General features: G+C 60.2%; 20 protein-coding genes. 11 read left to right on the forward strand and 9 right to left on the reverse strand.

All coding sequences use genetic code 11. The features are described from left to right. Positions 1 to 128 precede the first annotated feature (128 nt). The 4 genes from ACWHRL_RS08065 (at position 129) to ACWHRL_RS08080 (ending at position 3,071) form a co-directional block, all read left to right on the forward strand. Positions 129 to 509, forward strand: coding sequence for a DoxX family protein (locus ACWHRL_RS08065; protein WP_447895943.1), 381 nt, complete (start codon positions 129 to 131; stop codon positions 507 to 509). 223 nt (positions 510 to 732) lie between these two features. Continuing rightward, complete coding sequence (locus ACWHRL_RS08070) at positions 733 to 2,043, forward strand: S8 family serine peptidase (RefSeq protein WP_447895944.1); 1,311 nt, start codon at positions 733 to 735, stop codon at positions 2,041 to 2,043. Between the two features lie 78 nt (positions 2,044 to 2,121). Beyond that, positions 2,122 to 2,361: a hypothetical protein gene (locus ACWHRL_RS08075; protein ID WP_447528693.1), complete on the forward strand. Its 240-nt coding sequence runs from the start codon at positions 2,122 to 2,124 to the stop codon at positions 2,359 to 2,361. An 86-nt stretch (positions 2,362 to 2,447) separates the two neighbouring features. Beyond that, the gene (locus ACWHRL_RS08080; protein WP_447895945.1) at positions 2,448 to 3,071 is read left to right on the forward strand and encodes an NUDIX hydrolase; all 624 of its coding nucleotides are present in this window, start codon (positions 2,448 to 2,450) and stop codon (positions 3,069 to 3,071) included. A 27-nt stretch (positions 3,072 to 3,098) separates the two neighbouring features. Here ACWHRL_RS08080 and ACWHRL_RS08085 read toward each other — a convergent pair whose 3' ends face one another. The 4 genes from ACWHRL_RS08085 to ACWHRL_RS08100 are packed head-to-tail and all read right to left on the reverse strand — an operon-like array spanning position 3,099 to position 7,463. Beyond that, positions 3,099 to 3,860 (reverse strand): alpha/beta hydrolase, encoded by a 762-nt coding sequence (locus ACWHRL_RS08085; protein WP_447895946.1) that lies wholly within the window; start codon positions 3,858 to 3,860, stop codon positions 3,099 to 3,101. A gap of 9 nt (positions 3,861 to 3,869) precedes the next feature. Further along, a complete protein-coding gene (kynU, locus tag ACWHRL_RS08090; protein WP_447895947.1) occupies positions 3,870 to 5,114 on the reverse strand; it encodes a kynureninase in 1,245 nt (414 codons plus the stop codon). A 55-nt stretch (positions 5,115 to 5,169) separates the two neighbouring features. Continuing rightward, a complete protein-coding gene (gene kynA, locus ACWHRL_RS08095; protein ID WP_447528697.1) occupies positions 5,170 to 6,003 on the reverse strand; it encodes a tryptophan 2,3-dioxygenase in 834 nt (277 codons plus the stop codon). Next, on the reverse strand, positions 6,000 to 7,463 hold the full coding sequence (locus ACWHRL_RS08100) for a M20 family metallopeptidase (protein WP_447895948.1): 1,464 nt from the start codon (positions 7,461 to 7,463) through the stop codon (positions 6,000 to 6,002). Before ACWHRL_RS08100 ends, kynA begins: the two co-directional genes overlap by 4 nt. Positions 7,464 to 7,621: 158 nt before the next feature. On the opposite strand from ACWHRL_RS08100, the gene ACWHRL_RS08105 reads away from it, so the two are divergent. Beyond that, positions 7,622 to 8,545, forward strand: a complete 924-nt coding sequence (locus ACWHRL_RS08105; protein WP_447895949.1) for a LysR family transcriptional regulator — start codon at positions 7,622 to 7,624, stop codon at positions 8,543 to 8,545. 33 nt (positions 8,546 to 8,578) lie between these two features. Here ACWHRL_RS08105 and ACWHRL_RS08110 read toward each other — a convergent pair whose 3' ends face one another. After that, the gene (locus ACWHRL_RS08110) at positions 8,579 to 10,006 is read right to left on the reverse strand and encodes a YfcC family protein (RefSeq protein WP_447895950.1); all 1,428 of its coding nucleotides are present in this window, start codon (positions 10,004 to 10,006) and stop codon (positions 8,579 to 8,581) included. A 406-nt stretch (positions 10,007 to 10,412) separates the two neighbouring features. Between ACWHRL_RS08110 and ACWHRL_RS08115 the strand changes: the two genes are divergently transcribed. The 5 genes from ACWHRL_RS08115 (at position 10,413) to ACWHRL_RS08135 (ending at position 15,678) form a co-directional block, all read left to right on the forward strand. Next, entirely contained in the window at positions 10,413 to 10,847 is a 435-nt protein-coding gene (locus tag ACWHRL_RS08115) for a DUF2784 domain-containing protein (protein WP_447528701.1), read from the forward strand. A 42-nt stretch (positions 10,848 to 10,889) separates the two neighbouring features. After that, positions 10,890 to 12,209 (forward strand): DUF945 family protein, encoded by a 1,320-nt coding sequence (locus ACWHRL_RS08120; protein WP_447895951.1) that lies wholly within the window; start codon positions 10,890 to 10,892, stop codon positions 12,207 to 12,209. Positions 12,210 to 12,305: 96 nt separating this feature from the next. Further along, positions 12,306 to 13,004: a DUF3592 domain-containing protein gene (locus tag ACWHRL_RS08125; RefSeq protein ID WP_447895952.1), complete on the forward strand. Its 699-nt coding sequence runs from the start codon at positions 12,306 to 12,308 to the stop codon at positions 13,002 to 13,004. Between the two features lie 97 nt (positions 13,005 to 13,101). After that, positions 13,102 to 13,695 (forward strand): LemA family protein, encoded by a 594-nt coding sequence (locus ACWHRL_RS08130; RefSeq protein ID WP_447528703.1) that lies wholly within the window; start codon positions 13,102 to 13,104, stop codon positions 13,693 to 13,695. Positions 13,696 to 13,719: 24 nt separating this feature from the next. Next, the gene (locus tag ACWHRL_RS08135) at positions 13,720 to 15,678 is read left to right on the forward strand and encodes a M48 family metallopeptidase (RefSeq protein WP_447895953.1); all 1,959 of its coding nucleotides are present in this window, start codon (positions 13,720 to 13,722) and stop codon (positions 15,676 to 15,678) included. A gap of 60 nt (positions 15,679 to 15,738) precedes the next feature. Here ACWHRL_RS08135 and ACWHRL_RS08140 read toward each other — a convergent pair whose 3' ends face one another. After that, positions 15,739 to 16,440 carry an FMN-dependent NADH-azoreductase gene (locus ACWHRL_RS08140; protein WP_447895954.1) on the reverse strand — a complete coding sequence of 234 codons (702 nt, stop codon included), beginning with the start codon at positions 16,438 to 16,440 and terminating at the stop codon, positions 15,739 to 15,741. A 120-nt stretch (positions 16,441 to 16,560) separates the two neighbouring features. On the opposite strand from ACWHRL_RS08140, the gene ACWHRL_RS08145 reads away from it, so the two are divergent. Further along, complete coding sequence (locus ACWHRL_RS08145) at positions 16,561 to 17,466, forward strand: LysR substrate-binding domain-containing protein (RefSeq protein WP_447895955.1); 906 nt, start codon at positions 16,561 to 16,563, stop codon at positions 17,464 to 17,466. A gap of 111 nt (positions 17,467 to 17,577) precedes the next feature. Here the strand turns inward: ACWHRL_RS08145 and ACWHRL_RS08150 are convergent, their stop codons facing one another. The 3 genes from ACWHRL_RS08150 to ACWHRL_RS08160 form a co-directional block, all read right to left on the reverse strand. After that, a complete protein-coding gene (locus ACWHRL_RS08150) occupies positions 17,578 to 19,497 on the reverse strand; it encodes a DNA topoisomerase III (protein ID WP_447895957.1) in 1,920 nt (639 codons plus the stop codon). Positions 19,498 to 19,607: 110 nt separating this feature from the next. Continuing rightward, positions 19,608 to 20,648, reverse strand: coding sequence for a porin (locus tag ACWHRL_RS08155; RefSeq protein WP_447895958.1), 1,041 nt, complete (start codon positions 20,646 to 20,648; stop codon positions 19,608 to 19,610). Positions 20,649 to 20,761: 113 nt separating this feature from the next. After that, positions 20,762 to 22,171: a histidine-type phosphatase gene (locus ACWHRL_RS08160; protein ID WP_447895959.1), complete on the reverse strand. Its 1,410-nt coding sequence runs from the start codon at positions 22,169 to 22,171 to the stop codon at positions 20,762 to 20,764. Positions 22,172 to 22,295 lie beyond the last annotated feature (124 nt).

Below are 22,295 nucleotides of genomic sequence, written 5' to 3' on the forward strand. Positions count from 1 at the left end.
TTCCAAAGCGGGGTGCTATAATTCTTAATTGAATGGGGTGGTGAGCGTGTTTATAGCCGCTTGATCGGTAGCGGGTGGCCGTCCTCGAAGATATCGACTTACGAACGAATCGATCCAAAGAGCCGCTCATGCCTGCCATTCCTATTATTATCATCTCATTGTTCTTCCTTCTCGGCGGCGTCGCGCATTTCGTACTGACCGATATCTTCGTTCTGGCCATGCCGGATTATCTGGGCTATCACCGCGAGCTGCTGTTGATCAGCGGCGTGTTCGAGCTTTTGGGCAGTATCGGCATTCTGGTTTCTCGAACTCGGCGGCTGGCAGGTTGGGGGCTAATCGCGCTGATGGTGGCGGTGTTTCCCGCCAATGTGCATATGGCGCTGCACCCCGGTAATCCCCCCGAGCAATTTCCGGCCATTCCCCTGTGGCTTTTGTATCTTCGCTTGCCGCTGCAGGCGCTGTTCATCGGCTTCGTCTGGTGGTCCATCCGCCGAAAGAGCGTCGAATGAAGGACGTCTGTTTCTTTGCGTATTTCGAAGAGAAATGACCGTTCAGCTGTGAGCGCAAATGAAATCGTTCTGGCATGAACAGACACATGCATTAGGCTGAAAGCATGAGGCATTTCATCGCTTCCAGCCCTTATGCAGCTTTCTGGAACCTTGATCGGCCTCTTAAGGCGGCCCGGGGCCCTCGGGGCGCCCACCTGCAACGTGCCATCAGGAGTAGATCACCATGGCGACGAAATCGAAAGGTAACGGCGGCGGGAAATCCACCAACACGAATGCCCCGATAAGATCGATCGCTTGCGGGTCGGAACGGCTGCTGATGGCCGCGCTCGAGCGAGGCGGCAATTGCCTGGAAACCGGCCGGTACCTGGTGAGCTATCGTGAGGGGATGCTGGATGAAGGGATCAAGGTGCTGAAGGATCAGCAGTTTCGCGTAGCCGATGCGCGGGATTTCAGCGAACAGGTGGCCAACCTGGAAGAGGCGGGCGATGCGGAAGTGATGGTGTTTCCCGAGCTGGGCGTGGCGCTATTGGGTGGCGATGCGCTAGAGCTGCGGGAGATGCGCAGCGACGACAAGCTGTTCGCCCAGAGCGCCATCGCATCGATCGAACCGGAGTACTTCACGTTTTCGGAAAGCGCCGAGTATCTGCGGGGCTTTCTACGCGCGGCCAATGCCATCGCCGAGGACCTGGGTCAGCTCGACGAACGGGACAGCCAGCCCTTCGAGCCGGGCGCCGATGAAGTTACCTGGGGGGTGGCACAGTGTCGCGTGCCCCAGAGTGCCTGGACCGGTGCCGGCATCAAGGTGGCGGTGCTCGATACCGGCATCGACCCGGGGCATCCGGATTTTGCCGGCCGCTCGATGTTCGGGCGCTCCTTCGTCGGTGAACCCGTGCAGGATCTTCACGGCCACGGCACGCACTGTATCGGCACCGCGTGCGGGCCTCGCGCGATGAATGGGCGTACACCCGCTTACGGCGTGGCCTCGGCCGCCGAGATCTACGCCGGCAAGGTGCTGACCAACTCCGGAGGCAGCGCCGGGGGGAGCGTGCTCTCGGGGATGAACTGGGCCGTCGCCAACCGCTGCGAGGTGATCTCCATGTCGCTGGGCGGTCAAAGCCCGGTGCAAACGGCGTTCACCCGTGCCGGGCAAGCCGCGCTACAAAGCGGCTGCCTGCCCATTGCCGCGTCGGGTAACGAAGGGGCGCGTACCGGCTCCCCGGCCAATTCGCCGACCATCATGTCGGTGGCCTCGCTGGACCCGAACCTCGCTCGTTCCAACTTTTCCAACTTCGGTAAGGTAGAGATTGCCGCCCCGGGGCGGGACGTGTTCTCCGCCTGGCCTCGGCCCCAGAATTACCGCACCATTAGTGGCACCAGTATGGCCACGCCTCACGTGGCGGGCTGCGCCGCGCTCTGGGCGCAGTCCGATGCCTCACTTCGCGGAACCGAGCTATGGCAGCGGCTGGTCGCCTCGGCGCGGCGTTTGTCCGGCTCGCAAGCTTACGTTGGTGCGGGGCTGGTGCAGGCGCCCTGAATGCAGGGATAATGACGAATACAAGAGCCACGGCGGCCGCGCTCGGCGCGGCCGCTTACGTAGTGCCGGGAGGTCACGATGCAAAAAGTCGAGTTCTGGATCGTTACGCTGTCGAGTGAGTACTCGATGAGTGATATGGCGACCCATTTGCAAGAACAGGGGCTTCAAATCAAGGAGCAGTTGGATGCAATTGGCTGTATCACCGGCGAGGCGGACAGCGCCGCGGCGGAGCGTATTCGCTGCCTGGAGGGCGTGATCGATATCGCCCCGGATACGCCGCTGAATATCGGCCCGCCGGACGCCGACCAGACCTGGTGAAAATACCTCGACCAAGACTTAACCCGCTAGACTGATGGCACGCCACTTTTGCAGATAGACACGTCAGACAGACACGGATGACCGCCATGACCCACGACTGGCTCGCCTTCGCCAAGTCCCTTCGCTCGATTGCCCAGACCGGGCAGACCTACACCACCAACAAGTACGAGCTGGAGCGCTACCGCCAGCTCGAGACGCTGACCAACCAGATGTTCGCCGTACTGGGTGATGTGCCCGTCGAGAAGATCGAAAACCTGATCATCCCGGACAAGGGCTACGCCACGCCCAAGGTGGACGTGCGCGGCGCGGTGTTCGATGAAAAAGGCCGGGTGCTGCTGGTGCGCGAAATCAAGGATGGCCTTTGGACGTTGCCTGGCGGCTGGTCGGATGTGAACGAAGGCCCGAGCGAAGGCGTACTGAAGGAAATCTTCGAGGAGTCCGGGTATCGAGCGAGCAACCCGCGCCTTGCCATGCTCAAGGATCGAAGCCTGCACCCCTACGCTTACTACTCGCCGAATCACATCTATAAGCTGTTCTACGTATGCACGTTAGAAGGCGGCGCATTCGTGGCCAATAACGAAACCGATGCGGCGGCGTTTTTCCCCCTCGATGATTTGCCGCCGCTTTCCGAAGGGCGCACCTTGCCCACCGATATTCATGAGTGCTGGACGTTTGCCGAATCCGGCGCGCCGGGTATCTACAGCGACTAACCCGCGCGTCTATTTCTGACGTTGGTGTTAAAGCTTTTCCAACACGTCGAAGTGATCGCACCCGGCGACATCGTTTCGCGTGACCTCTACGCCCGCCGCCTCCAGTGCGGCGACGAAATTGGCGGCCTGCTGGTGAAAGGCCGGCGGGTCGTTTTCGGCAATCACCACCTGGCAGGGCGGTAGCCCGCTTAGCGGGCCAAACTGAGGGCTGAGCGCCCGCGCCTGGGCGTGGCTCAGGTCAAGCGGGGCATTCACGTAGGTATCGACCAGCGGTGTCAGATCAAAAACGCCGCTGACCAGCACCAGCTCATCGATGGGAACGCCGCTGCGGGCGGCCACCCAGTAAGCCAGTTGGGCACCAGCGCTATGTCCGCCCAGGGTGATCGACCAGGTCCCGCCGCTTTCTGCAAGCCCTCGATACGCTGCCTCCAGGCCTTGAATACACTGCTCGATCATCGCCTCGATAGTGGCGCCGGGCGCCAGCTCATAGCTGATCGAGGCAAACGCCATACCCCGGGCCAGGTAACGGCGGGCGAGAAAGTCCGTGGCCGTGTTGTCGAGTTCCTGCCAGTAGCCACCGTGAATGAATACCATCAACGGCCAGGGACCTTCGCCCTGGGGGAGGAAGAGGTTGAAACACGCCGCGGGGGAATGGCCTGGGCTGATCGTCACCGGACGGTGATGGGCTGAGAGCTCGCGCCCGGCGGCGGCCTGACGGGCGAGGGTGGCTTCGAAATCCCGCGCGAAGTGGCTCGGGGAATAGGCAGTATCCTGGCGTGTCTTACTCATCTCGATCTCTCAGGTAACGGCGCCGCGCACGTGAAACTGCGGGTCCTTGTACTCACCGCTTTCGACCACTTCGCGAAACTGGCCGGCGGCTTGCCATACGTCTTCATAGCTAAGGTAAAGCGGGGTGAAGCCAAAGCGCATCAGGCCGGGCTCGCGGTAGTCGCCAATCACGCCGCGGGCAATGAGCGCCTGCACGATGGCGTAGCCGTTTTCAGTATCGATCAACGAGATCTGGCTGCCGCGGCTTGCGGCCTCAGGGGTAATGTCATCGATGCCGTGGGTCTTAAAAAGATCGCCCAGACATTCACGAAACAGGTCCGTCATCGCGAGACTTTTTTCGCGCAGAGCCTGCATGTCGACATCATTCCAAAGCGCCAGCGAGGCCTCGAGCGCCGAATAGGCAAGGGCCGAGTGGGTGCCGGTACGAAAGCGCGATATGTCCCCGGCGGGGGTGTAGTCGGTTGCGAACTTGAAGGGCTCTGCGTGGCCGTGCCAGCCGGAAAGCGGCTGCCAGCCACCATCCTGAATGTCGCCTCTGACGTAAACGAAGGCCGGTGCGCCCGGGCCACCATTCAAGTATTTGTAGGTACAACCGACCGCGAAGCGCGCACCGGTTTCGTTAAGCTCGACGGGCAAGGCCCCGGCGGAGTGGGCGAGATCCCAGATGACCTCGGCGCCCTGGGCGTGGATGAGCTTCGTCGTTGCGGCCATGTCGCGCAGCTTGCCGGTACGGTAGTTCGCTTGACTAAGTACGACCACCGCCACTCCCTCTAGGTGCTCGGCAAGGTCCGCATTTTCGGGGAGAAAGCGGTGCTCGAGGCCACTCACCTGGCAAAACCCCTGGGCGATGTAGCCGTCGGCCGGGAAGTTGCTCTCCTCGGATAGCACCGCCTGGCGCGTCGCCGGGGCTTGCCTTGTGATATAGCCCAGCAATTTGAAAATATTGAGCGTGATGTTGTCGGTAACGATTACTTCATTTTGGCCTGCGCCGATGACCGGGGCCAGCAGGTTGCCCAGGCGCTCCGGAGCGTCGAACCACCCCTGGTTCCAGCCCTTGATCAGCTCGTCGCGCCATTGATCGAGCGTATCGCCCACGGCTTTTCTGGCCGCCTGTGGCTGGGCGCCCAGCGAGTTGCCGTCAAGGTACAGCATGCCCTCGGGTAGAGCGAAGTGCCCCTTGAAGGCGGCCAGCGGGTCGTTGCGATCGCGCTCTTGTACACTTTGCAGGCTTACACCGTTATAGCTATCACTCATGACACATCTCCTGCTAAATCGAATGGCGCTTCTTTCAGGGCTTTCGTCCCCGGAATCAGATCGTGGTTCTAACGCTCCAAAGCTCGGGGAAGAACTGCAAATCCAGCGCCTTGACGAGATAATTGACGCCTGCAGTGCCGCCGGTACCGCGCCGGTAGCCGATAATGCGCTCCACGGTTTTCATATGGCTGAAGCGCCAGCGCTGGAAGTTGAATTCTACGTCCACCAGCTTTTCGGCCAGCTCGTAAAGGTCCCAGTACTGCTCGCTTTGGCGATAGATCTCGGTCCAGACTTTTTCGACGTCCGGACTCGCCTGGTAGGGCACGCTCCAGTCACGCTCGATTTTATCCGCCGGTATGGCGAAGCCGCGCCGCGCTAAAAGCTGCAAAACGACATCGTAAATGCTCGGCGCGTGAAGCGCGTCCTGCAGCTTTTGGTAGTGTTTGGGTCTGGCGCGGTGCGCCTCGATCATTTTGGCGTTCTTGTTACCCAGCAAGAATTCGATTTCACGGTACTGGTAGGACTGAAATCCGGAGCTTTGGCCGAGGCTGTCGCGAAAACTCGCGTAGTCCGCCGGGGTCATGGTGACCAGCACTTCCCAGGCCTTGATCAGTTGCTCTTGAATACGCGCGACCCGGCTGAGCATTTTGAAAGCGGGCGACAGATTGTCCTGGGCGATGTGCGCCGCGGCGCCCTGGGCTTCGTGCAGGCAAAGCTTGATCCAGAGCTCGGACACCTGGTGAATCACGATGAACAACAGCTCGTCGTGCTCATCGGATGCCGGGTTCTGGCAAGCCAGCAGTGCTTCCAGGTCCAGGTACTGGCCGTAGCTTATGTCCTGGTCCCAATGAATGGCTTCGTTATCGACAGCGTTTTTAGACGTGGTCATGAGGTTGTCGCCTTGGCAGCGGTGAGTGATTGCGCCTCGGGTTCGCCCAAATCCCAAAAGACCCCCACGGCCATTTTGAGCCCTTGCTCGACGATGGTTTCCAACAGGTGCTCGTTCGGCGCGTGCTGATTACAGGAAGGGTAGGAGTGGGGCAGCCATACCGTGGGCAGCGTTAGCACGTCGGCAAAGCAGTGGTTAGGAATGGTGCCGCCCAGGTTGGGAAGAATATGAATGGGCTCGTTCAAGGTCTGCTCGGCGGATTTGGCGACGAAGCCGACCCAAGGGTGGTCGGCGTCCAGGCGGGTGGCGGCGTAACCGCCGAGCATTTCAAGGGCCACCTCTTCGAATCCGTGCATGTCCAGGTGCTGGCGTAGACGGTTTTCGATCGCTTTCCAGTCGGTGCCTTTCACAAAGCGCAGCTGTAACACCGCCTCGGCGAGTTCCGGAATCGCGCCCACCGGTTTATCCGTACGCCCGGCGCTCAACCCCAGAATTTCCAGCGTGTTGGCGCCGTACAGGCGCTCGCCGCCGCTGAGCGCGCGCTCACCCCAGCAGGGGTTGATAACGGGGTCGAGGGCGCCGCCGCCGACCGGCAAATGGCGGATCAGCTTGCCCACACCATCGGTAATGGCCGGCGCTTTCATGAAGTCGGCGAGTACTTCGCCCTTTTGTGATACAAGCGTGGCCAGGGCGTTACTCAGCACCACCGCGGGGTTGGTGATGACCCCGCCCCAGTTACCCGAGTGGCGCCCCCCGTTGCCGGTGTTGAGCGACAGCTTGAACTGGAGCACCCCGCGCGAGCCCAGAAAGAGTGTGGGCATGTCGTCGCGAATACGCGGGCCGTCCGAGGCGAGAAAAAGGTCCGACTTGAGCGCATCACGGTAAAGGCGGCAGGTCTCCTCGAGCCCCGGCGAGCCGATCTCTTCGCTCATTTCGAAGAGTATTTTGACGTTGTAACCAAGCTTGCCCTCTCGCGCCTTGAGGGTCGCTTCAAGTGCGGTCAGGTTGACGCTATGCTGGCCCTTGTTGTCCGCCGAGCCGCGGCCATAAATGTGGCCATCGATAAATGTCAGCGCCCAGGGGTCGATGTCGCTGGACCACTGCGTCTCCTGACCGTCGGTCACGTCGCCGTGCCCGTAGAGCAGAAGCGTCGAGAGCGACTCATCCTCGATACGCTCGCCGATTAGCAGCGGCGGCATGCCCTCTTTGGGGTTATCGATCACGCGGCAGGTGAAGCCAAGCCCGCTCAAGAAGGGCTCGATCTCGTCATCCAGGTAGCGCTCGAGCATCTTTTTACATTCGGCGTTCTGGCTCACCGTGCGCATGGCGACTCGCCGCGCCAGAGTTTTGTAGAAGTTGCCGTTCGAGAGCTCTTCCAGGGCCAGGTGGATGGCATCTTGCCGGTTCGAGCAGGCGCTCGTTTTGGCAGGTTGTTGCTCAATCGAGTGCGCAATCGTCATGGCGGGCCTCGGCTAAAGGGGCAAGTAAGTAAGAGAAGCCTAGTGCTTGCTCCGATTTGCCACAATTATTAATATATCAAGTTATATTTATGTTAATTAGAAACCATTAGTGCCTTGCCAGGCGCGTTCTCATAATGGGCGATGACCCAGGAGTGGCCATGCTGGAACTCAACTTACGCTACTTTCAAAGCGTGGCTAAAACCGGCTCGCTTTCCGCGGCGGCGGAAGAGCTGCACGTGGCGGTATCGGCAGTTAGCCGCCAGATCACCAACCTGGAGCAGCGCCTGGAGCTAAAGCTCTTTATCCGCCAGCCCCGGGGGATGGCGCTCACCGAAGCGGGGAAGCTGCTTCAGGCCTACGCGCTGCGTAATCAGTTGGAGCTCGAAAGCGTGGTCGACGAGATGCGCAGCGCCACCACCCGCCAGCGCCAAACGATTAGCGTGGCCTGTCCGGACGGCATGGCGTGGCACTTTCTGCCCAGCGTGATTGCCCGCTTTATCGGCGAGCATCCCGAGATCGGCTTCGATCTTCAGGTGGTCGAATCCGCGCGCGCCTCGGAGCTGGTCAAGCAAGGCAGCGTGGATATCGCGCTGACCTTCAGCCTGTCGGTGGATATTGGCGTGCAGGTGGTATCGAGTCACAGCGCGGCGATTAGCGCGCTGATGTCTGCCCAACACCCTTTGGCGCAGAAGCCCTCACTCCAGGTAAAGGATTTGAGCGACTACCCGCTGACCATGTCGGTCACAGGCTCGACGGTGCGCCATCTGTTCGACGTCGCGTGCAGTCTGGCCGGTGTCAAGCTTCACCCAAGCGTTGCCTGTAATACCCTGGGCGTCACCTACACGATGGTCAGCGAGCACCCAAGCATGATAGGGCTTTGCAGCGCGGTGTCGGTCAGTGGCCGAACCCAGGAGGAGGGCTTGGTGCTAAGGCCGTTCGAGGAGCCCCAGCTTTCACAGCGAAGTCTTCAGGTACAGGTCATGGCCGAGCGCCAGCTTCCGGAGCACATCGAAACATTTTTGCGGTTTTTGGAAGAGCAACTGGCAAAGGCGGGGGAAACACCTTCGCCGGGGCTTACCTGACGAAGGTGTTTTAGGGGTAAGCAGGCGTTTGCGTTAAAACGGACCGTAGTCGATGGCCACGGCCACGCCCACGAAGAGCGCCCCGGTCACGACCCAAAGCGACACCAGTGGCAGGACGAACTTGAACCACTCCACGTAGGAGACTCGAGCGATCGCCAAACACGCCATCAGCGTGCCGGAAAGCGGCGTGACGATATTGGTGACCGCATCGCCCAGCTTGAAGGTGATGAACGTGGCCTGACGGGTCACTTCGAGCATGTCGCCGATGGGCACCATGATCGGCATCACGATCGCCGCTTGGCCGGTGCCCGAGGTGATCAAGCCGTTGAACATCAGGTTGAAGCCATAGAGAAGTTCCATCGCGACGACCTTGCCGTGGCCATCCAGCGAGGTCGCCACGCTATGCACGATGGTATCGATCAGCTCCGCCTGCCTGAGCAGCACGATCACCGCCGCGGCCACCCCGATGACCAGCGCCCCGTAAAGCACCTCGCCGGCGCCGGCCATCAATCGCTTGATAAAGGCGTTGGGCGAGATTCGGGCGATCACCGCGGTGAGCACACCCATCATCAAAAAGGTCGCGGAGAGTTCGGGAATGCTCCAGCCGTGGTTGAACGCGCCAAAAATGAAAAAGCCGAAGCCAAACACGAAAAGCGCCAGCACCAGCTTGTGGGTCAACGTAAAGGTGGTGGCCTCTTCGGGCTGCTGGCTATCCGGCGCCGCATCGACGAATTCCGCGCCCATTACGCTGGCCGCCGGGTCCGCTTTGACGCGCTTGGCGTAGCGGCAGATATAGGCGGCAGTCATGCCCAGAAAGACGACGAAAATCACCCCGCGATACACAAAGCCGGAAAACAGCGGAAGCTCGGCGATGGTCTGGCCGGTCACCGTCACGGTGGGATCGAAAACGCCGGCACCGAAGCCGGCGTAGGAGCCCAAAAAGATGATCGCCACGCCGACCACCGGGTCGAGTTTCATCGAGCGGGCCAAATAGAGTCCGATGGGAATAAAGGCGATGGCCAGGTTGGCGCCCACACCGACGGAGGCAAGGGTGGCGAAGGTGGCGCAGAAAATGAAAATAAGCACATTCTGGCGGCCTTTCGCCAGCGCGATCAGCCGGTGTATACCCGCACTGATCGCCCCGGTGGATTCGATCACCTTGAGCACGCCACCGACGATCAAAATCAGAAAGATCAGCGTCGAGGCCGCCACCAGACCGTTATGCATGGCGGTGAACAGGTCCATCACGTTCAGCGAATCGGCACTGATATAGCGAAAGCTTTCGGTATCGACCTGGGTCAGGCCGTTTTCGACGGTTCTTTCATAGGTACCGGCAGGCACCACGTAAGAGGCGACGAGCACCAGCACCATAAAGCCAAATAAAATGATGAACACATCCGGCATGACGCGTTTTTTCTTGCCCCTGGCGCTTGCCTCGGTCGAACGCAACGTCTCTTTCATTTATCTCTCCGCTTCCAGCGTTGTGGTTTTAGTGTGCAGGCATGCTTCGGGGATTTTTAATTATCATTGCACATAAGGGCGGTCCCCCTGGCATCAGCCCTGCGTAGGTAGCCGAAAAGGCCAGCAGGCTAGACGCTAAAAGGGGGTAACCATTTACGTGCGGTTTATCCAAAAGGCCGTTAAACGGCGGGCGGTTGCGCCGCAGGTTGCCGAAAATCAAGCTACCAGGTAAGCCAAAGGGCGGCAATTGTGTATTTGACAAGCCTGCTTTCTGTTTTATGCAAGCGAGGCCTCTAAACCCTGCGCCGCTACTGGTCGACCCTCAACGTGAAACCTAAAAGCGCGTTAGCCGTCTCACAACATACTTCGCGTTCGGGCGCTCAACCGTAGGTTATAAAGGCTCGCTATGTCGTCTTCCGTTTATCTTTTACTGGCTGATGCCGTACTCATCGTTCACGTACTGTTCGTTGCGTTCGTGGTGGGCGGCTTACTGGCCGTTTACGTCGGGCGTTTGTTGGGCTGGCGCTGGGTGCGCAATCGCAGGTTCCGGCTCGTGCACCTGGGCGCGATTGGTTATGTGGCCGTTCAGGCTTGGCTTGGCCTCGTTTGCCCGCTTACCCGCCTGGAAATGGCGCTGCGCTTTGAAGCGAATCAAGCCACCTACGCGGGCGCCTTTATTCAGCACTGGCTGCAAAGCCTTATTTACTACACTGCGCCGGCCTGGGTCTTTGGGTTGGTGTACTCGGTTTTCGGCGCGCTGGTGCTGGCAAGCTGGTGGGCCGTACCGCCTAAAGGAAAACCCGCCGGCACACGGCAGGATTGTAATAATAATCATTATTAATTTAAGCTTAACCTTTATTAATACATAGGAAAGGACCTGGCTATGGCCGTAAGTTCGAAAACGGTAGGGATTGTCGCAGGCGCGGTCGTCGTGGTGGGGGTGGGCGGTTATCTGGGCGCTCAGGCGTTCGTGGGCAGCGAAGTAGAGAAGTCGCTGGAGCAGGCCTTTACAAGACTTGATGCCTCGCCCTCCTGGCGCGTCACCGATGTTCACATCGACAAGTCTTTGTTCGATACCCGCGCCACGGCGACGCTCGAGATGGTGGCTTACGAGGGCGTGACCGCCGATGTCGATTTATTGGTCGATCACGGCGTTTTTCAAAGCCCGGTGACCGGCACCATCCTGCCAAACGAAGCGCTGTTCAGCGGTGTCATCGACATCGATATGGTGGCCTCATTAAGCGGCGTAGAAGGGCAACTGAGCGCCGATACGCTTGGTCTTCTGGAGGCCGACGGCGAGATCAATGGCGCGGTCATGGATTTATCCTTCAATGACGAGCAGCGCTGGCGCTTCGACCTTCGAAGCGACGATATTCTGTTGACTGACCCACCCACCGAGATGACCTATCGACTAATCTCGCCAAGCGCTACGATGGACGCGCGAGAGAGTGAGGAGGGTGTCCTTCGCCAGCGCCTGCACATACCGCGCCTTGAACTACTGACCCAAGGGCTGACGCTTTATATGGCGGGTGTCGCGTTCGAGGCGGTCAACGAGCGTATCGATGATACCCCATTGATGAACCAAAGCGCCTATTTGACGGTGGACGACATGGGCGTCGACGACACATCCATGGGCCGTTTCTCGCTCAATATGCCCGCGGAAAATTTGGACATGCAGGGCCTGCAGGACTTCTCAAAAGCCTACTTGCCCTTGGAACAAATGCAGCAGGCGCGGGAGGAGGACCCAAGCGCCGTGGACGAAGCGCGCTACCGCGAACACCTGATTGGCGCCATCGAAGGCGGCTATGAGATTTTGAATAAAAGCCCGACCCTGGCCATTGACCCGTTGGAAGCCCATATCGTGCTGCCGGAAATGGGCCTGGATTTCAAACCCCGCCTGACGGCGCAGATACGCTTCGATGGCGAGGGCCTTTCCAAACAGGCGCTTTATAGTGCGGTGTGGGATCGCGACTTGGCGTTGCCGGCGGCGGTAGACGAAGGAGCCGATACGCTAACCGAGGCGCAGGCCCTCGAGCAGCTTTTCGAACGCCTTTACATGAGCGTTAGCGTGAGCACACCCCCTGAAGAGGCCATGATGCTAATCCCCATGCCGTTTAGTTTCATGCTCGACCCGGCGCTCGAGCAGCAAACGCTGACGGTCGAGCGCGGCGAGGTCACCCTCAACGGCGAGGCGTTGATGTAACCAAACGAACCGGGTTCGTCTGACCGAAGGGCCCGGTGCCAGTACGCTGGCGCCGGGCGTTTGAACGTTTCATTTAACATTTTCAAGGAATGAAAAATGCGTGCTGTTGCCATCGCAAAATATCTGTCGCTGTTGGTGGGTCTTGGCTTGTTGGTGGGGGCTTTTTTCCTTTATCAGAGTTCGGCGGCGTTTCTCGACCAGGCCGCGAGCGCGCAGGGTACGGTCACCGAGCTGATCAGGACCCGCTCTGAGGATTCCGTTACCTACCGCCCGGTGGTCGAGTTTACCGCCGAGGGCGGCGCGCCGGTGGAGTTCGTCTCGCCGGCGGGCAGCAACCCGCCAGGCTATTCCCCGGGCGAGCGTGTCGAGGTGCTGTATGACCCGGCCAACCCGGTGGATGCACGGTTGACCGGCTTTTTCTCCGCCTGGGGGGCGCCGTTGATCCTTGGTGGCCTGGGCGCCGCCTTCTTTTTGAGCGGCCTGGCGATGTTTGTAGTGCCGGGCTTCAACGCCCGTAATGACAAGGCCCTCATGGAAACCGGCCTGCGTATCGAGTCCACTTTTCAGGGCGTCGAGCGCAATACCGGTCTTTCCGTTAACGGTAAGAACCCCTACCAGGTGGTGTCTCAATGGCTGAACCCGGCGACCATGCAGGTACACGTGTTCAAAAGCGCCAATATCTGGTTCGACCCCTCAATGTATATCAGCACCGATACCGTGGCGGTATACATCGAGCAGGACAACCCCCAAAACTATTATATGGATTTAAGTTTTTTACCCGCGCTTGCCAAGTAGTGCGATGATGCAATGACAGCAGCTCTTTTGGCATGCAAACGTCGCGTTTGGCGTCGTCTTGCCGCCTCGTTTCAATCGTCCAGGACAAGGATCCCTTATGGTAGCCACTCTTATTATCGCGGCGATTATCGCGATCATCGTCTTTTACACCATCAGTGTTTATAACAAGCTCGTCTCGCTGCGCAATCGCTTTCAAAACGGCTTTGCGCAAATCGAAGTACAGCTCAAACGTCGCCACGACCTGATTCCCAACCTGGTAGAAACCGCGAAAGGTTACCTTTCCCACGAGCGCGAGACCCTGGAGGCGGTCATCCAGGCGCGCAACTCGGCGGCGTCCGGGCTCCAGGCGGCGGCGGCCAACCCGGGAAGCAAAAAAGCCATGGCCGAGCTTGGCGGCGCGGAAGGGGCGCTTACCCAGGCGATGGGTCGGCTCAACGTGGTGATGGAAGCCTACCCGGACTTGAAAGCCTCCCAGAACATGCAGCAGCTCTCGGAAGAGCTGACCAGCACCGAGAACAAGGTCGCCTTTGCCCGCCAGTCGTTCAACGATGCCGTCATGAGCTACAACACCTACCGCCAAAGCTTCCCGCCGGTTGCGATAGCACCGATGGTCGGCCACGGCGAGGACGCCGCATTTTTGGAGTTCGAGGACAGCGCGCAGATCCAGTCCGCGCCCGAGGTATCGTTTTAAGGCGTTTTACAAGGATGATGATGCATGGATTTCTTCACGGCGCAGGACGACGCCCGGCGTAAAACCGGGCGGCTGGTCATATTATTGATAGCGGCCGTCATGGCCCTCATCGTCGTTACCACCCTGGTGGTTACGCTCGTTGTTTATTTCATGGGCGATCAGGGGACGGGTCAAACCGAGCTGACGGCTAATGGCTTGCTGGCGGCACTCTCACCTGAGCTAGTGGGTATGGTAGCGCTTGGCGTGGTTGCACTGGTGGGCTTTGGCGGGCTGTTCAAGCGCTTTCAACTGCGCCGCGGTGGTGGCCGGGTCGTCGCCGAATCGCTGGGCGGCAGGGAGATCGACCCCGCCACCGAGAACGCCAACGAGCGCCGTATTCTCAACGTGGTCGAAGAGATGGCAATTGCCTCGGGTACGCCGGTACCGCCGGTGTATCTTTTACAAGAGGCGGGTATCAACGCCTTTGCTGCCGGGTTCGATACCCGCGATGCGGTGATCGGGATTACCCAAGGAGCAATCGATCATTTGAGCCGCGACGAGCTTCAGGGCGTCGTGGCTCACGAGTTCAGCCATATCCTGCACGGTGACATGCGTTTGAACATGCGCCTGATCAGCGTGCTTCACGGTGTGCTTTTGATTGGCCTGTTGGGCTATATCCTGCTGCGCAGCACAGCCTTTCGCGGGCGCTCCATGCAGCGTACTAACGACAATAATGGCAAAGCGGCGATTGTTTTAGTGGCCTTGGGCGCCGCGCTCATGGTGATCGGCTACGCGGGCACGTTTTTTGGCAACTGGATCAAGGCGGCAGTGAGCCGCCAGCGCGAGTATCTAGCCGATGCATCCGCGGTGCAGTACACGCGTAACCCACAGGGAATAGGCCACGCGCTGATCAAGATCGGCTCGAGCAGCCGCGGCTCGCGACTCGACACCGCCCAGGCAAGCGAGTATAGCCACCTGTTTTTTGGGCAAGGCTTGAAGGCTGGTTTTACGCGCTTGCTGGCCACCCACCCGCCGGTCGAAAAGCGCATCCGGCGCGTGATGCCGGGCTGGAACGGCGCCTTCGATGCGTCGTTGAGCGCACCCACCGCCGGCGGTGCTACCTCCGGGTCGGCCTCCTCCCGGGCTGCGGGCTTTACAGATACCGGGCACGCGCAAAGCAGGGGCACGGGCATGACCGGCGCTTCGGCCCAGGCGGCCATTACGGCCATGGGCCAGCCGGGGCCGCGCCATCTTTCCCAGGCGCGTGCGACCCTCGTTGCGCTGCCAGCGCGGATCAAAGCGGCCGCCCAGGACCCCTATGGGGTGCGGGCGCTGATGTACGGGCTGTTGCTGAGCCAGCAAAACCAGGTGCGCCAGGCGCAGCTCGAGCTTTTAAAACAGTCCGCCCAGCCGGATGTCTACCGCGCGGTGATGAGCCACGCCGGTGAGATTCTGACCCTAAGAGACGAGCTTCGCTTGCCGCTGATGGAGCTTGCGCTACCTGCGCTCAAGAGCCTTTCCGAGAGCCATGCAAACCGCTTTAGTGACTGTATCAAAGCCCTGGCCGAAGCCGATGGCCAGATTAGCCTGTTCGAGTGGACGCTTTATCACTGGCTGGTTCATCACCTGGGCCTGACCAAAAGCGCGGACGGCCCGGCCAATCGCAAGCTCTCCGATTTACACAACGAGTGCCAAACCCTGCTTGGCGTACTGGCAAGCGCCGGGCAGGATGATACCTCGGCCATCGATGCGGCCCTCAGCGCCGCCGCCCAGGAGCTGCCTTTTGAGCTGGCTTTGAGCGCCAACGTCGATGACCGGCGTGCGCTAAGCCAGGCGGTGAGCCTGCTGCGCCGCCTGAAGCCGCAGCATAAATCGAAGCTCTTGCAGGCCATGGCTCGCTGTATCGAACACAGCGGCGAGATTCGTCCGGCGGAAGCCGAGCTGTTTCGCGCCACGGCGGACATGTTGGGCGCCCCGGTACCGCCGCTACTCATCGAGCCCTGATCAGGCTAATGGGCCAACGACCGGGTGTCTGCAATATACCCGGCCGTGCGTTGGGTTTGGTCAGGCCGGTTCAGGTGCCGCCACTTTGCACAACTTTTCTTGCAGCGTATCGACCAGGCGCGCGACCTTGCGCGTCGCCTCGGCAATCGATGCCGCCAATACCTCACCTCCCGTTTCCTGGCCCTCGATGGCAATGGTGTGAATGCGGGTAATACCCATGAATTCGAGCGCCGTGGCCAAGTGGGTTTCGAGGTGGTTCATGTGCGCCATTGCTTCGCCTGGCGCCATGTGCATTCCCCCTCTGGCCGCCAGTATGACCACATGGCGTTCGCGCTCGCTTAATTTGCCGATATAAGGGGCGAGCGATTGGGTCGTGTCGATATCCACCGTTCGACCGGCCCTGATGACCTGGTCGACCCACGCCTTGAGAGGAGCCGGCATGCCGAAGTTATAAAGCGGTGTACCGATCACCAGGATGTCGGCGGCGATCAATTCATCGACCAGCTCATTGCTTTCCGCCAGCGCCGCGTTCATCCAGGGCTCGCGGCGCGCTTCAGGCGTAAAGGCGGACGCTATCCAGTCGTGGTCAATATAAGAGGGTGGGTAGAGCCCTAAATCGCGGTAGGTGACAACATCTTGTGGCTGGCCACGTTGCCAGCGCTCGACGAACCGATGCGATAAATAGCGGCTGTGAGAACCGCGGGGGTCGGTACCCGCGATGCCGGGCCGGGCGCTGATATCCATATGCAGAACGTGGGACATGAAGGGACTCCTTTTATGAATTGTGTTCATCTATGATTAACGACACAGCCAGCATAGGCCGGCGCTAATAAGCCGGACAAACGACCTTTTTGTTCAGCAACAGGTGAGATGAATTCATCCATGAGAAAACGTCGTTTACCCTCGTTATCCGCGCTTCGGGCCTTCGAAGCTGCGGCCCGGCACGAAAGCGCCAAGCAGGCGGCACTGGAGCTTTCGGTCACGGCGACCGCAATCAGTCACCAGATACGCATTCTGGAAGAGGCGCTGGGTATGGCGCTGTTTGTGCGCAAGCCAAGAAAGCTCGAGTTGACGCCCCGCGGCCGGGCGTTGTATCAGGTTTTGGAGTCGTCCTTCGATGCCATCAGCCATACGATCGAGCGGCTAAGATCCATACCCGAGCGCCAGGCCATCACCCTGACCACGACCCCGGTGGTCGCCGTGCGCTGGCTACTTCCCTGGATCTACCAACTGCGTGCGTCTAGCCCGGATATCGATCTGCGTCTGCATGCTTCTCACGAGCCCGTGGCCCTGGATGGCATAACCGCGGATATCGCCATTCGCCACGGCGACGGGCGCTGGCCGGGACTAATGGCCAAAAAGCTGTTCGATACTACCTTGCTGCCGGCCTGCAGCCCGGCCCTTGCCCGGCGTTTGCAAGCGGACATAGCGGCGTACCCGCTGATTCACTTTCGACCCCAGGGCGTTATCGTATCGCCCATGGACTGGCCCGGTTATCAGAAGAAAATCGGTATGAAAGAGCTGGATATTGGCGCCGGGCTGGCGTTTTCCGACGAAAGCCACGCCATTTCAGCCGCCGTGGCTGGCCAGGGCGTGATTCTGATGAATCGTCAGTTGATCGAAGAGGAACTGGCCGAGGGGCGCCTGGTTCAGCCCTTTGGCGAGGAGCTTGAAGATCGGGCGTATTTCCTGGTTTATCCGGAAAGCCGTCGTCTTGATCCGGCCCTGTTAGCCGTTATCGAATGGGTTATGGCGGTGTCACAGGAGGCGGCTCGAATAGCGAAGTAAGACCCAAATTTTATACCGTTATCTTGTTTAGGCCATCCGAACATACGACGTCTTACCTTGCGCCTTTACTGAAAAAGGGTCATCAAGACAGGCGATTGAGACCCGTTCGTTTTACTGAGTCTTCTTACGCGTCGCGGTAGTTTTGCGCTTGGTGTAGCGCTTTTTGGGTTTGCCGGCAGTGCGCTTGGCCGGGGTGGCCGCTTCGCCCTGGGCGCTTTGCAAACTTTGTCTTAGCTTGCCCGCATCGCTTTGGCCAAGCAGCCCGCGTAGGTCGTCGACCAGCGCTTGCTGAAAGGCGCCGGCGTTGTCCTGGCGCTCGGCAATACCGCTTAGGCGCTGCTCCCAAAGCGCGGTGCGCTCCGGCGTACTGACCGCCTCGGGTAGGGCGGCAATTAACGCGGTGCCCAGCTTTGTGGCGCGCAGCGCCTTCTGTTTGCGCACCAGATACCCACGCTGCACCAGGGTTTCGATGATACCGGCCCGGGTTGCCTCGGTGCCCAGCCCGTCGGTGTCGCGAAGCGTGCGGCGCACCTCCCCATCTTCCACGTAGCGGCCGATGTTCATCATCGCCTTGATGAGGCTTGCATCCGAAAACGGCTCTGGCGGGCGGGTCTCTTTCTCCTCGACACCCGCATTCACGACCTGACAGGTTTCGCCCTGGGTAAGCGGCGGTAGTGGTGGGGCGTCTTCTTTGGTGGTGAACAGCGGCTTCCAGCCGGGGTCGAGCACGCTCTGGCCTCGGGCGCGAAAGGCTTCGCCCAGAATCTGAAACTCCGCCTTTACCTCAAAGGTTTTGAGCGGCGGGTAGAACTGGGCCATTACGTTGCGCACCACCAGGCGAAACACCTGGCCCTCGGTTTCCGAGAGCGCGGAGAAGTCCGCCGGTTTGCCGGTAGGCGTGAGCGCGTGGTGGGCGCCGACCTGCTTGTCGTTCCAGGCTTTCGAGCGCAGGCTGAAATCCGCGCCTTCTAGCCATTTCGCGAGGGTTTCGTCGTTTTGACAGGCCCCGGTCAGGCTGCGCTTGGCAAGCGGCAAGTGCTCTTCGGGCAGGTAGCGGCAGTCCGAGCGCGGGTAGGTAATCAGCGTGTGGCGCTCGTAAAGGCGCTGGCACACGTCCAGCACGGCCTGGGCCGAAAGCCCGAAGCGCCGCGCGGCGTCCACTTGAAGCGCCGAGAGCGAGTAGGGCAGCGGCGCGTTCTGGCGCTTTTGCTGCTGGTCGAGTTGGGCAAGCGTGCCCTGAGCGCCGGGGAGCTGGCTCGCCAGGGCGTCGGCGGGGCCGCGCTCGACCAGTCGGCCCTGGTCGTCCAGGGGCTGGCGCTCGGTGGGCACCCACCAGGCGCGCAGTTGGCCCTGGGCCACTTTGAGCTCGGCCCAGAGCGGATAAAAAGGGTGGGGCTTGAAATCGCGAATGGCGTTGTCGCGGCGCACGATCAAACCCAGTACCGGGGTCTGCACGCGACCCACCGAGAGCACGCCGTCGTGGCCGGCCTGGCGGCCGGTGATCGTCCAGGCGCGAGTCAGGTTGATGCCATAGAGCCAATCGGCCCGAGAGCGCGCCTGAGCGGCCTGATAGAGCGGCTGAAACTCCTGATTGGGGCGCAGCCTGTCGAGGGCGCGCGCCACCGCCGGGCGGTTAAGGTCGCTCACCAAAAGCCTCGAGACCGGGCCGCGGTAGTTCAGGTACTCGATCACCTCCTGCACCAGCAGTTGGCCTTCCCGGTCCGGGTCGCCGGCGTGAACCACCTCGCTTGCCTGCTTGATCAGCTTGCGAATCACCGAAAGCTGGCCGCGCGCCTGGCTGCGCGGCGCTAGTTTCCAGCTGCCGGGTACGATGGGTAGCCGGTCCAGGCGCCACTGTTTGTCTACCGGGTCGTAACTCTCCGGTGGGGCCTGCTCTAAAAGGTGGCCCAGACACCAGGTCACGGTGGTATCGCCGCATACCAGCGCGCCGTCCTGGCGCCGGGCGCTACCCGGCAGGGCATCGGCAATCGCCCGGGCGAGGCTGGGTTTTTCGGCGATAATCAAGCGCATACGCGAAGGGCCTTCGAGTGATCAGAGCGCTCCATGGTAGCAGAGTCGACCCTTACACTCGAAAGCCCAAAAATGCTTGGGGCGTTACCCACCCCCGCCTGGCGGCGGCGCTAGAACTTGACCTCCATGCCGATACCGAATAGATCGTCCCGGGTTTGACCGTCGACGTTCACGCGGTCAACGTTGTATTCGGCGTATACCTTGGCCCGGGGGATCGGCTGGTAGGAGACGCCGAACACGACCTCGTCGACACGCCGGCCCTGGTAGGCCAGGTCGTCCTCGGCCTCTTCATTGTTGTAGCCCGCCATGATCAGAAATTTGCCCAGCTCATAAGCGGCGGCCAGCTCATAGAAGTGGCTTGAGAACGTCTGATCGTTGGCGGCGTTCATGGTCTTGTAGCCGTTGAGGGCACCGACGTAGAACGGGTCGAAGCGCCAGCCTACGCCAAGCCCCCAACTGGTCATATCGCCCAGTGTGTCGGTGGTGCCTTGAAAGCTTTGGCGCTCATAGGCGCCGACGAAGTCGATTTCGTTGTCGGTGGTGTAGCGCGCCGAAAAGCTGTATTGGTAGTCGCGATCGCCCACGCTGGTTTCGCGAGGGCGGCGTTCGTCCTCGAACACGTAGCTGCCGCGTAAATCCCAATTACCGACATCGTAGCCGAAGGTCAGCTGGTCATCCTTTTTACTGGCAAAGGGTTTGATGCCGTTGATCTTGTTGTCGTTGGCCGAGGAGCCGTACAGCTCGAAAATATCCGTAACGTCGATGAGCTGGCTGGTCGAGCTTTTCGTCCGGCCGATGGCCATTTCGAGCTGATCCTGGTAGCGAAAGCCAAGCCAGGCGTAGCGAACGTCGATGCCGTCGGTCTTGGCGTCGTTTTCGTCCTCGGCGCTAAGCTGCCATTCGAGCTTGCCCAAAAGGTCCAACTCATCGGAAAAGCGGTACTTGAACTGGGGCCCCAGGCGCGCCTTACCGTCGCCGCCAAAATGCAGGCGCCTTGCCGGGTTATCCTTGTCGTACTTGAAAGCGCCGGCTTCGTATTGCACTTTGCCGCGCAGGTCGACCCGAAGGTCCTCGTCCTGGTAAACGATGGCCGCGTGAGCGCTCTGAAAAGTCGCAATGGCAAGCAGTAGGGCGGTGAGTGAAGTCTTCATGTTCGTATCCCTTGATGAAATTTGGGCAGCAAGTGGCCGCTCCATTGATCGAAGGATCAAAAGAGGGCGTGGTTATCAGTGTGTTAATTCGTTGGGTTAAGGGCGCTTACTTGTTAAAAATCGTTTTTTAGCGCCTCGATATCGTCTTGTAGGGTATTGCCCAGGGCGATCCCGCTTTCCTCGACCTTGTCGGCGTAGTACGCCTTGACGCTTTCCCACTCGTAATACGGGTAGGCCATCGTCGCCACGGGAAACGCGACTTCGCGTTCGTTGTGCAGCATCTTGACCAAGAGCTCGCCGCTGTTTTCGTAAAAGATCCACTGAATATTGGCTGCCATGGCCGTGATCGCTTTGCCATCCCAGGTCGTAATAACCCGCGCCGGGTCGTCCTGGCTTTCATCGGCGCCCTCGATTTCAAGGTACGCGGCTAGCGGCATAATCATTTCCGCGTGGGTAAAGTTGAAAATGCCGCTGGCGCTATCCTCTTCGAGCGCTTGGTCGGTCGAGGTGATCAGCTCCTTGACCATGGGGGCGGCAATTTCCCGAGGCAGGTCGCTCGTGGTGAGCGAGGGCCCTTTGGCGTAGAAGGCGTCCATCAGGTCGAGGTCTTCGTACCAGGCTAGCTGCTCTTCGCTGAAGTACTGCCCGAAGTCGAAAGCCCCTTCGCGGGCGATGTTGGGCGAGATGATGTAGAGCTGGTAGAGATTGTTGGCGGCGTCCGTGGGGGTGGCGAGCTTGACGCGGCCTTTGGCGTCCTCCAGGGCAAATTCGCCCTGCGCCAGCTCCTCGAACAGTTCGTCGTCGATGAACTGCTCGAGAATATCCCGGGCGAAGTCGCGGGTCTCTGGCCGCCCGTCGAGGTATGCCTCGAGCACCTGCTGCCATTCACCGCCGCTTTTATAGTCGCGATACCGGGTCGCCAGATCATAAGGTCTTAGGTAAGGGTCGCGGCCTTTGGCGTACTGCTCGGCGATGATCGGCGGGGTGGCATCGCCGAGCGCGCTTTGAAGCCCGGCCAGGAAGTGGTCGCGGCTTTGCGGGGTCCGGTCCTTGTAGGTGGCGTGGGCAAGGATCGGGCGGCCCTGTTCGAACAGGGCCGTGAACTGATCGCCCAGGCGCTCGCCTATCCCGTAAAGCTCCTCGCCGCCGAGGATCGAGAGTTCGCCGTAAACGCCTTCTTCTACCGCCATGAGCCGGGCGATTTGCTGGCGGAGTTCGCTTCCGGCGGCGGTGAGTTGGCCGCGCTCATCGGCTAGGGTGAGCAGATCGAAAAGCGTTTTATCGTACTTGGCGCTTGAAAGGTGGCGCGAGCCGTGTCGGCCCACGTACTGGATAAACACCGGCTGGTAGCCTTCCGGGGCCGGGGTGAGGTCGGCGGCCACGTAATCGTAGGGCGACTTGGTGCTGAAGTAGGTCGTGGCTTTAGCGTTTTCATCGTTTGCCTGGGCTTGCGCCAGGGCCTGGGTGGCGGCCAGGCCGCAGCAGAGCGCGGCGGCGCCCACGGACCAGTGAGTCAACTGCATGGGAAATCTCCTTTGGGAGTCAATGACGTTATGTCGTTTTGGGCATACGGATGATGCGTGGCCGTTTTTAAAGGCACAGCGGGGCCCCTTCGCCGCTTCATGGCGAATAAAATCATGGTGTTGA

It is taken from the genome of Vreelandella sp. GE22, assembly GCF_968212445.1.